The organism is Janthinobacterium sp. PAMC25594 (genome assembly GCF_019443505.1).
GTDB lineage: Bacteria > Pseudomonadota > Gammaproteobacteria > Burkholderiales > Burkholderiaceae_D > Janthinobacterium.
Map to the genome: position 1 here is coordinate 6421045 of NZ_CP080377.1, position 12703 is coordinate 6433747.

Consider the following 12703-nt stretch of genomic DNA (forward strand, 5'->3'; position numbering starts at 1 on the left):
AGATCCGCCATGACTCTCGAAAACATTGCCTCAGCGTTGCCTGGAAATGCGCAAAGCTCTCCGCCGGACCGCGTGCGGCGCGTTTCTCTCGCCATGCCAAGTAAGGCGCTCTGCCTCGTTGGTGCCACCTACAGCCTGGCCAATGGCCGTGGCGAACGGATTGCAATGGTTTCGGTTGTACCTCAGGGACTTGGCGCCACGCGTACTGCCGCCGCTCGCATGGCTTATTCGTCAGAAATGGTTGGCGCGCTGCGCGCCGCAAGCATGGATTATGAGATGAATGGCGCCGTGTCACCCGAAACCATCAGCCTGATGCGCCGGCTGATCGATGACATAGGTGCCGCATGAATGCCAGGGAGCTACTTGCCGCGATACGCCGTTGTGTTGTCGATGCCCAGCAGAGTGAGCCGAATGACGTCGAGGCGCGCGCGCACTACTTTATCGCAACCCTGTCCGGATCGCTGGAGAAATACGATGCCGTCGGCGCTGAGTTGGTGTTTTCCGTCATCACCCAGCCTGTCAGCGGGGAAGCCAGATGATCGCCTTTATCGTTACCGTGCGCCGCGATGGCTTGCCAGTGCTGTCCTATCCGCATCAGGCGTGCGATGGCAGCACCGCAATCATGAATGCACAGGATAAATATGGCATCTGCCGTGTTTCCGTCAAGCCAGCATAAGGAATTGCTATGCGCAAAATGATCACCCTGTTGCACATGTATCGCCACTTCCGTCGCCATGGCGCCGGCCAGTTTGGCGCTGCCATCAAGGCTGTACGCGTCTACCAGACTGGATTCTGATATGCCGCGCGCTGATCCGGACCGCGCCGCGCTGGAAATCGCACACCACGCGCTGCAGACAACCATGTCGCTCGACGACATGCTGAAGCAACGCCACTTTGAACTGATTTTGAAATGCCTCGCCCGCCGGCACATGCAGCGCCGCGCGCGCATTGATGTGAAAAAGCTGCAAGCCAATGACCACGACTGAAGGAGCCCACATGGGACAAAGAGCATTTGCCGTATTTCTGCAGGAATTGCGCGACGGCCGCACGCATATTGAACTGACCACGGCCCTGGCTGACCTTCTCGGCAAAGTGAAGGACACAGGGAAGGCCGGCAGCATCACCCTGCAAATCGGCGTCAAGCCGGCTGGCAAAGGTGCCGACGTCGACAAGGTTGTAATCATGGACAAGATCACGACTAAGCTGCCGACGCCTGAGCGCGGCGAAGATTTCTACTGGCTCACCGATGACAACGACCTGAGCCGCAACCACCCGAAGCAAAGCACCCTTGACCTGCGCGAAGCTGCGCCAACCGCTCCACTCGTATTGAAAGAAGCCACGAAATGAACCAACCCACCACCTTGACCAACGATGCGGCCGGCGCTGGTAGCGCTGCTGCCGAGCATCTGCATATTGATGCGGACGCCATTGCACGTATTGGCACCCTCGCCACGGCTGCGGCCGCCGTGCGTCACGTTGACGCTGCCACCTTCCTCGTACTGCCGCCAGAATTCACCGCCAAATCCATCACGGCTGAAATCGAGGCAGCGTCGGACGCGCCCAACCGCAAGCGCGGCACCGTTGCACTTTCCAGCGTAGAAAGTTTCAAGGCATTCATCGTGGACCAGGGCCTTATCGACTCCAGCTACATCTATGCGGATCCAGACAAGCGCACGCTGACCGCTGTGCTGAATGAGCATGTGCATTCCGCTCCTGTTGCTGGCTGGCGCGACTTCCGTGCCGTCTACACGGCGGAGCTCAGCCGCGAATTCGACAACTGGCTTCGCAATGACAAAAAAATCATGGAGCAGGAAGAGTTCGCTATTTTCCTGGAAGACAACATCGCTGACATTGTCGAACCATCGGGCGATGCGTTGCACGCCGTGGCCCTGACGCTGCAGGCGAAAACCGAAGTAGCCTTTTCCAGCCATCGGCGCCTGGACAACGGCCAGGTGCAGCTGGGTTATTCGGAGTCGATCACGGCTACCGCCGGCGGCGCGGGCAACATCGATATCCCACGCGAGTTTGCCATTGGCGTGCGCCTTTTCAAAAATGGCGAGGGCTACAAGGTACGCGCGCGTCTGAAATACCGCCTGGGTAACGGCAAGGTGAAGTTCTGGTATGAGCTGGACCGCGCAGAGAACGTCATCGAAGAAGCCTTCGATGCCTACATTGATGCTGCTACGGCCAGCGGCTTCACCGTTCTGCGGGGCAAACCTTAATCATCCTGGGCGCCTACGTGCGCCCAGCAACATCACCACCTGATTTTCACACGAAGGAAACCTATGAACATCATCACCAATACCTTGCCGGCTGCCATTGGTGCCGCATTCGGCGGCGGCTTCTTCGCTGGCCTGATTAATGCCGGTGGCAAAACCTTTGCGCTGATCGTGTCGCCGAAGCTGTTCGGTGAATTCAAGGGCCGCTGGCACGCATCGGATGACAGCGTGCCGGGCGCCGAAGACTATGCCGATGGACTGGCCAACACCAATGCTATGGCGGCCGCTGGTAGCGAACTGGCCAAGGCCGTGCGCGCCAGCGTCATCGAAGGCTTCGATGACTGGTACATCCCAGCGCGCGACGAGCTCGAACTGATCTACCGCAACCTCAAGCCGACGGATTATGAAAATTCGGCATCCTTCCGCGATGGTGAAAACCCTAGCAGCGTACCGATGGGCCGCCACTACACCGAGGAATTGCCAGGGCAGACCGGCGTGGACGAATTCCGTGCAGGTGGCAACCAGGCGCTGGACCCCGTCTGGCACTGGTCCAGCACGCAGTACGGCCCTTCCTCTTCTTACGCGTGGGGTCAGCATTTCTACGGTGGCTACCAGACCAACTTCCACAAGTCGTACGAAGGCCGCGCCCGCGCCGTCCGCAGATTGCCAATTTAACTATTTATCAATTTTCTTTCACTTCGAAAGCCCAGCATGAGCAAACAACAATTCATGGCCGAGAACCTGCAGGAAGGCGAGATCTACGCCGGCCTGATCCTCGGCAAGGACGGCGCCGCTGACTATCACCTGTTTCTGCAGGCAGGCGAAGCTGTGGACGTGACGTGGCAGGCGGCCGTCGACTGGGCCAAGAAGTTGGGTCACAGCTTGCCAACGCGCCGCGAACAAGCGCTGCTGATCGCTAACCTGAAGGAGCAGTTCCAGCCGCGCTGGTATTGGTCGGGCGAGCAGTACGGCCCTTCCTCTTCTTACGCGTGGGGTCAGCTTTTCGGCTATGGCTACCAGGACTACGACCTCAAGTCGTACGAAGGCCGCGCCCGCGCCGTCCGCAGATTAGAAATTTAATCCTTTAACCATTTCGACATGGCCAACCATACCGACCTGCCGATTTCCAAGGTTGCCTACGATCTGCTGGTCGTGGCAACCGACCTCACCAAGAATATGCCCCGCGACTTCAAGGCATCGATTGGCAAGGAAATCCGCGACGAGTGCGTGCGTTTGACGGTGCTTATCTTCCGCGCGAACTGCGCGGGCGACAAAACGCCGTACCTCGACAAGTTGATCGAGCGCACCCAGGTGATCGAGTTGCTGTTCCGGCTTTCCAAGGATATGCGCTTTATCTCCGTCGCACAGTATGCGCGGGCCATCGCATTAACCAGCATGGTCGGCAAGCAGGCCGGCGGCTGGCGCAAGTACACCGCATCGTCGCCTGTATCCCCTCGGTCAAGGCCGTAGGGACCGTGCGATCTTTTAATCTGGTCGTGCCGCTGGCTCACAAGGCCACCGCTATGCGCACCGCAGTAACCAGCCGGCGGTGTCCGGACAGGCCTGGCGCAGTTTCCCCGCTGATCGGCATAGCCTTCGGCGGGGCGACGTAGATAGCACGAATTGACGCAGTACGGCCCTTCCTCTTCTAACGCGTGGAATCAGAATTTCAACAATGGCAACCAGAACAACAACCACAAGTCGTACGAAGGCCGCGCCCGCGCCGTCCGCAGATCATCCCGATGCGGACTTCACGCTCGAGCAGCTGGCCGTCGCCTATTTTGACTGCCGCCGCAGCAAACGCAATACCCCCAGCGCCCTGGTGTTTGAGCAGCACCTGGAGCGCAACCTGATCGAGCTGCACGACGAGCTGCAGGATGGTTCGTACAAGCCTGGCCAGTCGATCTGCTTTGTCGTCACCCGCCCGAAAGCACGCGAGGTGTGGGCGGCCGACTTCCGCGACCGTGTCGTGCACCACCTGCTGTACAACAAAATTTCGCCACGCTTCTATGCCTCGTTCATCAAGGACACATGCGCCTGCATCCCTGGGCGCGGCACCATGTACGCCGCCAAGCGCCTCGAATCGAAGATCCGCAGCGTGACACAGAACTGGGCCCAGCCAGCTTTTTATCTGAAATGCGACCTGGCTAACTTCTTCGTGGCCATCGATAAGGTAGTGCTGCGCGGGCAGATCGCTGCGCGCGTCACCGAGCCATGGTGGCTTCGCCTGGCCGAAACCATCCTGTTCCACGATCCACGGGAGAATTACCAGCTGCGCGGCGAGGCCGACATGCTGGCGCGCGTGCCGGCGCACAAGCGCCTGGTCAATCAGCCAGTCCACTTGGGCCTGCCGATTGGCAACCTTTCATCACAGTTCTTCGCAAATATTTACCTCGATGCGCTGGACCAGCACTGCAAGCACCGTATTGGCGCCCGCCATTACATCCGTTACGTCGACGACTTCCTGCTGCTGCACGAATCGCCACAGTGGCTGTGCGCGGCGCTGGCCAACATCAACGAGTTCCTGCCGCGCGTGCTGCACGCCAATCTCAATCCCAGAAAAACCATCCTGCAGCCCATCGCCCGCGGCGTGGACTTCGTTGGGCAGGTCATCAAGCCTTGGCACAGCCGCACGCGGCGCCGCACTGTGCACGAGGCGACAAGCCGTGTCGCAGGCATTGCTGCCGACGAGGTGTTTGCCACGGCAAACAGCTACTTTGGTCTGCTGCGCCAGGCGGGTAGCAGCCATGCAGACCGGGCAGCGCTGGCGCGCACTGTGCTGCGGCGCGGGCATTGCGTCGATCAGGCGCTTACTAAAACTTATCGGAAATCCGCATGAAACGAGACAACTTCACCATGTCGCTCGACCTGGGCAGTGAGCTGCTCATCGACAACTTTGCCGGTGGTGGCGGGGCATCTGAGGGTATTGAGCAAGCATTCGGTCGCCCCGTCGATGTGGCCATCAACCACAATGGCGAGGCACTTGCCCTGCATGCGGCCAACCACCCTTATACAGCCCACCATCAAGAGGACGTGTACGCAGTGCACCCAGGCTTCATCACGGGTAACCGTCCTATCGGCCTGGCGTGGTTCAGCCCCGACTGCAAGCACCATAGCAAGGCCAAGGGCGGGAAGCCGCGGGAAAAGAAGATCAGGGGTCTGGCCTGGGTAACGCTTAAGTGGGGCGCATTCCAGATGCCTCGCTGCATCGCACTGGAAAATGTTGAAGAATTTCTCGACTGGGGCCCACTGGACGACGAGGGAAGCCCGATTGCCCACGCAAAGGGCCGCACCTTCGCGGCATTTATCGATGCGCTGTCGACAGGCCTCGCCGCCGATCATCCGGACGTGCCGGAAATCTACGAGGCGCTGGGCGCCGACTTCCCGATGGAGCGCCTGTATCGCGGTCTTGGCTACAAGGTCGAATACAAGATCCTGCGCGCCTGCGACTTCGGCACCCCGACTATCCGCAAACGCCTGTTTGTGTTCGCGCGCCGCGACGGCCTGGCCATTCGCTGGCCGGTACCGACGCACGGCAATCCAAAGTTGAAGGGCTTCGCCAAGTCCGGCCTGAAGCCTTGGTTGACGGCTGCCGATTGTATCGACTGGTCCATCCCTTGCCCAAGCATTTTCACGCGCAAGAAGCCGCTGGCCGACAAGACGCTGGCGCGCGTGGCCAAGGGTGTGATGAAGTATATCGTCAACGCTGAAGACCCTTTTATCGTGCCGGCCGGCGGCGCGCCGTTCCTGGCGGAGCATGCGAACGGTTCCACCCAGCGCAACTTCAGCGCGGCCGAACCACTGCGCACACAGTGCGCCGAAATCAAAGGCGGCCACTTCGCCCTGGTGAGTGCGATGCTGGCGAAGCACTACAGCGGCGTCGTCGGCACGGCGGTGACGGTGCCGTTCGGCACGGTCACCACATCGGATCACCATTCCGTTGTGGCCAGCACCATCGTCAAGCTGCGCAACAACCAGTTCGGCCAGGACGTGCTGCAGCCCATCCCGACGCTGACGGCCGGCGGCGGCCACGTGGCCGAGGTCCGCGCCTTCCTGATTAAGTATTACAGCGAAGGTGGCCAAGATCAGTCGCTGACCGATCCGATGCATACCATCCCCACCAAGGATCGCATCGGGCTGGTAACCATTCGCGGCGAAGACTACGCCATCGTCGACATCGGCATGCGCATGCTGACGCCACGCGAGCTGGCGCGCGCCCAGGGCTTCCCGGAGACCTACATTCTCGACCTGGTGCATAACGGCAAAAAACTGTCGAAGGAGGCGCAGGTGCGCATGATCGGCAACAGTGTTTGCCCACCGCTGGCGCGCGCCCTAGTGGCCGCCAATTTCCAACACGAACAACAGTTTGCGAGGGCAGCATGAAAATTTACATCGCGGGACCGATGACCGGGCGGCCGCAGTTCAACTATCCAGCGTTCCACCAGGCGGCAGCTCTGCTGCGCGCCGCCGGCCACGTCGTGATCAACCCGGCCGAGAACCCCGCGCCGGCATGCGGCAGCTGGCTCGGCTACATGCGCATGAGCGTGGCCCAGGTGGCCAACGTCGACTGCTTGGTGATGCTGCCAGGCTGGCCGCTCAGCAAGGGCGCGCGCATCGAATATTTACTCGCCAAGCTGCTTGGGCTTGGTGTTACTTCACTGAAGAAAATGGGAACATAAACATGACAGCCACAGAAACCGACATCCTGGCCAAGCTGGCAGAGGCAATCGAAAAAATACAACGCCCGGCGCTGCCGCTATCCGTTGACCTGTGGGACATGGAAATGCTGGGGCAATACTTCAAGCGAAATCCGCAGGTTGTACGCCAGAATATCGCCTGCCTCCCGAGCTTTCCAAAGGCGATCAGGCTGCCAACGAAAGCAAAATCGCATCCACTATACAGCGCCAAGGAAGTGGTCGAGTGGGCACAACGCCACCGAGACAAAAACTGAAGGTATGTGGCTGGCGAAGGATTACAGCTTCTTCGCCAGTTCTGCAGCCGTCTCGTTATAGTAGATTTGCAACATCGTCAAATCCTTGTGTCCGACCATGCGCGCCAATTCCAGCACGTTGAGTTTCTTGGCCAGCCGCGTGATTGCCTCATGGCGAGTGTCGTGAAAGGTCATATCCGCAACGCCTGCTGCGCCTCGGGCCTTCCGGAACAGGGCATCGAGGCTCGCCGTTGAAACCCCGAAGCATGTGTCATTCCCAGTCGGAAGCAGCTCCAGCAATTCAATGGCGCGGCCCGACAGCGGAACGGACCGCTTCGTGCCGTTCTTCGTTCGAGGTAAGTGCGCCACATTGTCCTCAATATCCCCCCAGGTAAGTCCGCATATTTCGCCAGCCCGCATGGCTGTCTCGATAGCGAACAGGAAGGCGACCGCGATTGCTGACGACTTGGTCGTGACTTCTCCATCAAAACCCAGTGCCAGGCACAACCGTTCGATCTCGTCGTCAGTTATGCGCCTGTCGCGAGGAGGGGGATTTTTAGGGCGGCGCACGTCGACGGTAGGGCTGGCGGAAATCCATTTCCATTCACGGCGCGCAGTCGTGAAAACGTGGGACAGTAAATTCATGTCGCGATTTACGGTAGACCCAGCGACAGATAAGAGCCGATCATCGCGCCACTTGCCGAGGACGTCGGCCGTGACGTCGCACAGTTTCATCTCACCAAGGGGCACCTGGTTGACAATGTGGCGGGCTATCGCAGCCAGGCGGATACCTTCCCAGCGTGCACCACGCTTGTGTGGCGAAACCTCGACACCGTATCTATCGAAGGCATCCTGGCACGTTTTATCGGTGTTTACACCCGTCTCAACCATGCGCCGCATCTGCGATTCGCGCTCAATAGCCCATGCCTGCGCCTCAGCTTTTGTGGGAAGGACTGCGGAATCGCGCACTCCCTTGACGGAAATCTGGACGCGCCAGCCGGTTTTCTGTTTTGTAATCGATGCCACTACCTAATCCCCTGAGGAAAACATGGGGACATTATGGGGATTTTTTGGGGAGTTGGTGCAGTTTATTAATCGCTTCGTATCGTAATTACTAGCGCTTGACGAAAAGAAAAAAGGCGATAAATCCTTGATTCTATTGGATTTATCGCCTTTTATCGTGTGCTGCAAAAATGTCTCTGAGTGCCCGGAGCCGGAATCGAACCGGCACGCCCTTACAGGCGGGAGATTTTAAGTCAGTAGGGAAAGCGTTACGATTCAATGACTTAGTATGGTTTTTCGTTCCGCAAAAATTCTAATTCATGCTTCTAGATGCCGCATGTTTGCATGCCAACTCCCTGTTTTGCGGAACGATTTTTGCCCCGACTTTATGTAGGGAGGATGGAACCCTGCGCCATATCAGCGCCAGAATATTACCGTGAACTATCCTTATCCGTATCGAGTAGTGAGGCCAGCCTCATGAGATTTGCAGCGATGTGTATGACGATTCAGCTTGCCACGGGATGTACATCAGTACCATCAAATCAAACGGAAGCCCCAGATCTGCTTGGCTTGAATTCGTTTGCGCTAGCTGCCCGTTATGGCACGCCCGACAGCTACCAGCACCAAGGCGAATATCTGCAGCTGAACTACGGCAGCGCTGCCGTCGGCTGCCAGGTCATCGTGCTGGTCGACCAGCAGCAGCGCGTGGCCGGCTGGGCAACGTCAGGTGCCCGCTGCAACGGCGCTGGGCAAAATGGGAATGCAGAGCCAGACCTGGATGTACTGGACTAGTGTCCCGTCTACTGTTTCGTTTTCATACCCTTTGAGTATCAGGCCATCAGCATCCAAACGCTCCATCGTGGGCTCAAAAAGCGGCTTACAAACGTTGGTCGAGGTGGCATAGTTTGGCCGGCGCAGCGTGGCAGAGCTATGGTAGCGAACGCATGCGCCCGTCCCGACGTGCTCGAAAACAAGCAGGCCGTCCAATGGCTCGGAGTCGAGCATTTCCTGGCGCGTAATTCGGCGCCCCTTCTTGCGCAGCATAATCACGCGGACAGGCATGCCCTGCCGCTCCGCCACTTTCACCGGCCACTGATGCTTATTTGTTGTGCCGTCCATAATGCAACCAATATACTGTATAAAAACACAGTATATTGCCAAGCTTGGAAAACCAGAAGGCGAAATTTGTAACTAGAAGAGCCCGCCCTGCTCCACGGGAGTGGCCGGCGCAGTCGCCTTCGTCCGCGGTCACGGCCGCTCGGGTGCATTGAGCAACTGTGCAAGTGTCTACCAGCATACCTTGGTTACCGTTCCACGGGCGCTGCATGAGAAGATGCATACGAAACTAGTGACCGAAATTTACTGTAGTTCACCGCCAACTAGAGCAGCATTCGCCACACCAGCACCACGAAAAAACATTCCAATTGCGGTCGAAATCCTAATGGTATTGAAAAACAAGTAGACAGCCGAAGTAGATTCTGTAACGCTTACCAAAATTGAAAAAAATAGCCGATTACAACAGGAAAATAATGCAATGAATATTACTCAACTCCGCAATTTCAACGGATTTTCATTAAAAAATCCATCAACATTTCAGAATGCTATTTCCGTTATCATTGGAAGAAATGGATCAGGAAAAACACGTTTTCTAAATTCAATAGTAAATGGAAGCTGCAATATTGAAATCAACGAAACCATTCTGCAAAACTCTCAAATAAAACTTATCTCATCTCATGAATTTAATCCAAATCTTGGTCAATTTTTTGAGAAAAATAGACATGAACGCAGTATAGAATCAATATGTAATGCATTGAAAAATTACAAGGATAATTTGGAAATATTAATCCAAGATGGCGCTACAAATTATAGGGAAGTCATAAGTCCACGCGCAATATATATGGCAATCAAAAAAATTGCAAATGCAGTAGAAAAGAACCCTCAAGAACTAACGCAGGAAGACATACTATTGCATTACACAGAAGAAAATGAAAATATAATTGGACATTTAAATGTACGAGAGATGTTCTCCGACTACATACGCAAAATTTGGCAAAACAAATATAATGGATTCCTCCTTACATTAGGGGAAAGCGTCCCACATTACAATGATGAAGAATTCAAAGAGAGATTTGGTGAAAGGCCGTGGATTCCACTAAATAATATTTTAAGCTTCATTTTTGACGGAAAGTATCATTTCAATCCTCCATCAGAAACAGATCGCACACTAAGCGAACCGACTGACCTACTAGATGAATCAGGCACAATAATTACACCACCAATGTTATCCTCCGGAGAAAACACTTTACTTTGGATGGCTCTAACATTATTTAACAGTCAATATGGAAAGCAAACATTGAGCGCAGCACCAAAACTTATTTTAATGGATGAGCCAGATGCTTTCCTTCATCCCAAAATGGTTGACAAATTATTTCAAACGTTGGAAATCTTCACTAAAAATTTTGGGGTAAAAATTATACTCACAACTCACTCGCCGACAACGGTAGCACTGGCACCAAACGACATTATTTACCTTATAAAAAATAACGAGGTTAGTGAAATTGACAAGGATTCGGCAATCTCAGAACTATTGTCAGGGGTTACTCAGATATCTATAGATCCTGAAAACCGACGACAAGTTTATGTTGAAAGTCTATATGATCACGCAATATATCAATTAATTTATGATAAATTGGTGAAAAAATCAAAGCATCTGGATAAAAAGATAAATTTAACCTTCATAAGTTCCGGCCCCAAGGTATCAAAAGGTCATATTATAAATTCAGCCAAATTTGTTGGGATTGTTGATGAAGAAAAATTGAATCAACTGGCGGAATTGATCAACGGAGCGGGGAATTGCACTCAAGTAGAAGGAACAGTTAATGAACTTATAGAAAATGGAAATAGAACAGTTAGAGGGGTAATTGATTGGGATCTGAAGGCACATGATACAAAATTTGTCAAAGTATTAGCCAAGGATCATTGTTATGCAATAGAAAATTTAATAATAGATCCGATCTGCACGTTATTATTTCTACATAAAAAATGGCCTACCGAGTATCCAATAAAAGATTTTTGCGAAGAAGAAGTGCATTGGTCTGATTGGATTAAGGATGAAAAATTACTGCAAAAATCAATGGATTATTTCATTTTTAAAATTAGTGGCAAAAAAAACGCAAGAAATACCGAGACGGAATATCTCAACGGAATTAAATTGTTAAGCGATAAAGATTATTTGCAAATTCACAGCAAAGCTCTACCTGATCTGGCAGTGAAGGAATTTAAAAGATTAACATCGACAATTGGGAACAAAAAAAGAGGATTAATGTACGAAATTGCAGAATTTAGCATGGTGCATGAAACAAATGGTGATCTTATTCCGGTTCAATTTGAGACTATATTTAAAGCACTCCAAGAATAAAAGAAAGGGTGCCAAATTGAATAACTTTATCTAATTCAGCGCCGTGCTACTTTGGAGTTTAAAAAATTTTTCAAAATATCAACTTTGACGGATCCATATTTAAACGCACGTGATCTGGAACATGAAAGAAAGGAATGTCCAACAGACTAAAGGCATCCATAAAGAATGGCCAACTGTGCCTCTTCGAATGCACGGCCGCGCGGCCATTCCCACGCCAGCGCCACGACGATATACTCGTCAGTGGCCACGGGCTACAGCACTTAAAATTCAGAAAAGACCTACAGGCTCGCCCGCTCTATCCCAACTGTAGATTATCAGTTCCTTCCGCTGCACCGCTCTCCCACCGCCACCGACGTTGTACTGAATGCCCGTCGTATCCATCTGAAAGTGCTGGAACACTCGCCGGATGTCCGGGTGGTCGTTCAAGCTCAAGATGGCCTTGCCCTTCAGTCTAGCCATCAATTCAGCCATCTTCTCGTACTGCGCAAACTCGAACTCCACGCCATACCCGGCAGTCTCCCAGTACGGCGGGTCCAGGTAAAAAAGCGTATGAGGCCGGTCGTAGCGCTCCATGCACTTGTACCAGTCCAGATTTTCGATGTAAGCGCCGGACAGGCGCAGGTGTGCTGCCGAAAGGTTCTCCTCGATACGGAGCAAGTTGAGCGGTGGCGCTGTCGTGGCGGTTCCCCATGATTGCCCGTCGACCTTGCCGCCGAAGGCATGCTGCTGCAGGTAGAAGAAGCGCGCCGCGCGCTGCAGGTCCGTCAGGGTATGCGGCGGCGTATCCTGCAGCCACTTGAAAACCTCGCGGCTCGACAGCGCCCACTTGAACTGGCGTACGAATTCCTCTAGGTGGCACTTCACGACGCGATACAGGTTGATCAGCTCGCCATTGACGTCGTTGAGCACTTCCACCTCGGCCGGAGGCCGCATGAAGTACAGCGCGGCGCCGCCAGCGAAGACCTCGACGTAGCAGGTATGAGGTGGAAATTGCGGGATAATGCGGTCGGCCAGGCGTCGTTTGCCGCCGATCCAGGGGATGATGGGTAATGCCAAAATGTGTACCTCCTAGTGGTAAAGTCGAATTCCTCCCATGAGGTAATCCAAGCCTACTCACCAGGCTCCACCGGCTGA

The 12703-nt window shown here is 54.4% G+C and carries 17 protein-coding genes; 14 read left to right on the forward strand and 3 right to left on the reverse strand.

Features of this window, described 5'->3' with window-relative positions; genetic code table 11:
• The first annotated feature begins 9 nt into the window (after positions 1 to 9).
• From KY494_RS28865 to KY494_RS28925, 13 genes are all read left to right on the forward strand, one after another.
• Complete coding sequence (locus tag KY494_RS28865; RefSeq protein WP_219889284.1) at positions 10 to 348, forward strand: hypothetical protein; 339 nt, start codon at positions 10 to 12, stop codon at positions 346 to 348.
• On the forward strand, positions 345 to 539 hold the full coding sequence (locus KY494_RS28870; RefSeq protein ID WP_219889285.1) for a hypothetical protein: 195 nt from the start codon (positions 345 to 347) through the stop codon (positions 537 to 539). Before KY494_RS28865 ends, KY494_RS28870 begins: the two co-directional genes overlap by 4 nt.
• Positions 536 to 676, forward strand: a complete 141-nt coding sequence (locus KY494_RS28875; RefSeq protein WP_219889286.1) for a hypothetical protein — start codon at positions 536 to 538, stop codon at positions 674 to 676. Before KY494_RS28870 ends, KY494_RS28875 begins: the two co-directional genes overlap by 4 nt.
• A gap of 121 nt (positions 677 to 797) precedes the next feature.
• Entirely contained in the window at positions 798 to 986 is a 189-nt protein-coding gene (locus KY494_RS28880) for a hypothetical protein (protein ID WP_219889287.1), read from the forward strand.
• A 10-nt stretch (positions 987 to 996) separates the two neighbouring features.
• Positions 997 to 1347, forward strand: a complete 351-nt coding sequence (locus KY494_RS28885; RefSeq protein ID WP_219889288.1) for a hypothetical protein — start codon at positions 997 to 999, stop codon at positions 1345 to 1347.
• Positions 1344 to 2222 carry a DUF2303 family protein gene (locus KY494_RS28890; protein ID WP_219889289.1) on the forward strand — a complete coding sequence of 293 codons (879 nt, stop codon included), beginning with the start codon at positions 1344 to 1346 and terminating at the stop codon, positions 2220 to 2222. The genes KY494_RS28885 and KY494_RS28890 overlap by 4 nt, the downstream gene beginning before the upstream one ends.
• Before the next feature lie 63 nt (positions 2223 to 2285).
• The gene (locus KY494_RS28895; protein ID WP_219889290.1) at positions 2286 to 2894 is read left to right on the forward strand and encodes a DUF1566 domain-containing protein; all 609 of its coding nucleotides are present in this window, start codon (positions 2286 to 2288) and stop codon (positions 2892 to 2894) included.
• A gap of 36 nt (positions 2895 to 2930) precedes the next feature.
• The gene (locus tag KY494_RS28900) at positions 2931 to 3299 is read left to right on the forward strand and encodes a DUF1566 domain-containing protein (RefSeq protein WP_219889291.1); all 369 of its coding nucleotides are present in this window, start codon (positions 2931 to 2933) and stop codon (positions 3297 to 3299) included.
• An 18-nt stretch (positions 3300 to 3317) separates the two neighbouring features.
• Complete coding sequence (locus KY494_RS28905; protein WP_219889292.1) at positions 3318 to 3689, forward strand: four helix bundle protein; 372 nt, start codon at positions 3318 to 3320, stop codon at positions 3687 to 3689.
• Positions 3690 to 3894: 205 nt separating this feature from the next.
• Positions 3895 to 5058 (forward strand): RNA-directed DNA polymerase, encoded by a 1164-nt coding sequence (locus tag KY494_RS28910; protein ID WP_258194543.1) that lies wholly within the window; start codon positions 3895 to 3897, stop codon positions 5056 to 5058.
• Positions 5055 to 6602: a DNA cytosine methyltransferase gene (locus KY494_RS28915; RefSeq protein WP_219889293.1), complete on the forward strand. Its 1548-nt coding sequence runs from the start codon at positions 5055 to 5057 to the stop codon at positions 6600 to 6602. Before KY494_RS28910 ends, KY494_RS28915 begins: the two co-directional genes overlap by 4 nt.
• Complete coding sequence (locus KY494_RS28920; protein WP_219889294.1) at positions 6599 to 6898, forward strand: DUF4406 domain-containing protein; 300 nt, start codon at positions 6599 to 6601, stop codon at positions 6896 to 6898. The genes KY494_RS28915 and KY494_RS28920 overlap by 4 nt, the downstream gene beginning before the upstream one ends.
• Before the next feature lie 2 nt (positions 6899 to 6900).
• On the forward strand, positions 6901 to 7170 hold the full coding sequence (locus KY494_RS28925; protein WP_099763356.1) for a hypothetical protein: 270 nt from the start codon (positions 6901 to 6903) through the stop codon (positions 7168 to 7170).
• A gap of 21 nt (positions 7171 to 7191) precedes the next feature.
• Here KY494_RS28925 and KY494_RS28930 read toward each other — a convergent pair whose 3' ends face one another.
• Together KY494_RS28930 and KY494_RS28935 are read right to left on the reverse strand one after the other, a co-directional pair.
• Entirely contained in the window at positions 7192 to 8175 is a 984-nt protein-coding gene (locus tag KY494_RS28930; protein WP_219889295.1) for a site-specific integrase, read from the reverse strand.
• 699 nt (positions 8176 to 8874) lie between these two features.
• Entirely contained in the window at positions 8875 to 9270 is a 396-nt protein-coding gene (locus KY494_RS28935) for a hypothetical protein (RefSeq protein WP_219889296.1), read from the reverse strand.
• A gap of 415 nt (positions 9271 to 9685) precedes the next feature.
• Between KY494_RS28935 and KY494_RS28940 the strand changes: the two genes are divergently transcribed.
• Complete coding sequence (locus tag KY494_RS28940; protein WP_219889297.1) at positions 9686 to 11569, forward strand: AAA family ATPase; 1884 nt, start codon at positions 9686 to 9688, stop codon at positions 11567 to 11569.
• 267 nt (positions 11570 to 11836) lie between these two features.
• Here KY494_RS28940 and KY494_RS28945 read toward each other — a convergent pair whose 3' ends face one another.
• Positions 11837 to 12625, reverse strand: coding sequence for a DNA adenine methylase (locus KY494_RS28945; RefSeq protein ID WP_219889298.1), 789 nt, complete (start codon positions 12623 to 12625; stop codon positions 11837 to 11839).
• Positions 12626 to 12703 lie beyond the last annotated feature (78 nt).

Excerpts from the sequence above, each read along its gene's own strand:
- KY494_RS28865 (WP_219889284.1), top strand. The coding sequence starts at position 10 with ATGACTCTCGAAAACATTGCCTCAGCGTTGCCTGGAAATGCGCAAAGC.
- KY494_RS28870 (WP_219889285.1), top strand. The coding sequence starts at position 345 with ATGAATGCCAGGGAGCTACTTGCCGCGATACGCCGTTGTGTTGTCGAT.
- KY494_RS28875 (WP_219889286.1), top strand. The coding sequence starts at position 536 with ATGATCGCCTTTATCGTTACCGTGCGCCGCGATGGCTTGCCAGTGCTG.
- KY494_RS28880 (WP_219889287.1), top strand. The coding sequence starts at position 798 with ATGCCGCGCGCTGATCCGGACCGCGCCGCGCTGGAAATCGCACACCAC.
- KY494_RS28885 (WP_219889288.1), top strand. The coding sequence starts at position 997 with ATGGGACAAAGAGCATTTGCCGTATTTCTGCAGGAATTGCGCGACGGC.
- KY494_RS28890 (WP_219889289.1), top strand. The coding sequence starts at position 1,344 with ATGAACCAACCCACCACCTTGACCAACGATGCGGCCGGCGCTGGTAGC.
- KY494_RS28895 (WP_219889290.1), top strand. The coding sequence starts at position 2,286 with ATGAACATCATCACCAATACCTTGCCGGCTGCCATTGGTGCCGCATTC.
- KY494_RS28900 (WP_219889291.1), top strand. The coding sequence starts at position 2,931 with ATGAGCAAACAACAATTCATGGCCGAGAACCTGCAGGAAGGCGAGATC.
- KY494_RS28905 (WP_219889292.1), top strand. The coding sequence starts at position 3,318 with ATGGCCAACCATACCGACCTGCCGATTTCCAAGGTTGCCTACGATCTG.
- KY494_RS28910 (WP_258194543.1), top strand. The coding sequence starts at position 3,895 with ATGGCAACCAGAACAACAACCACAAGTCGTACGAAGGCCGCGCCCGCG.
- KY494_RS28915 (WP_219889293.1), top strand. The coding sequence starts at position 5,055 with ATGAAACGAGACAACTTCACCATGTCGCTCGACCTGGGCAGTGAGCTG.
- KY494_RS28920 (WP_219889294.1), top strand. The coding sequence starts at position 6,599 with ATGAAAATTTACATCGCGGGACCGATGACCGGGCGGCCGCAGTTCAAC.
- KY494_RS28925 (WP_099763356.1), top strand. The coding sequence starts at position 6,901 with ATGACAGCCACAGAAACCGACATCCTGGCCAAGCTGGCAGAGGCAATC.
- KY494_RS28935 (WP_219889296.1), bottom strand. The coding sequence starts at position 9,270 with ATGGACGGCACAACAAATAAGCATCAGTGGCCGGTGAAAGTGGCGGAG.
- KY494_RS28940 (WP_219889297.1), top strand. The coding sequence starts at position 9,686 with ATGAATATTACTCAACTCCGCAATTTCAACGGATTTTCATTAAAAAAT.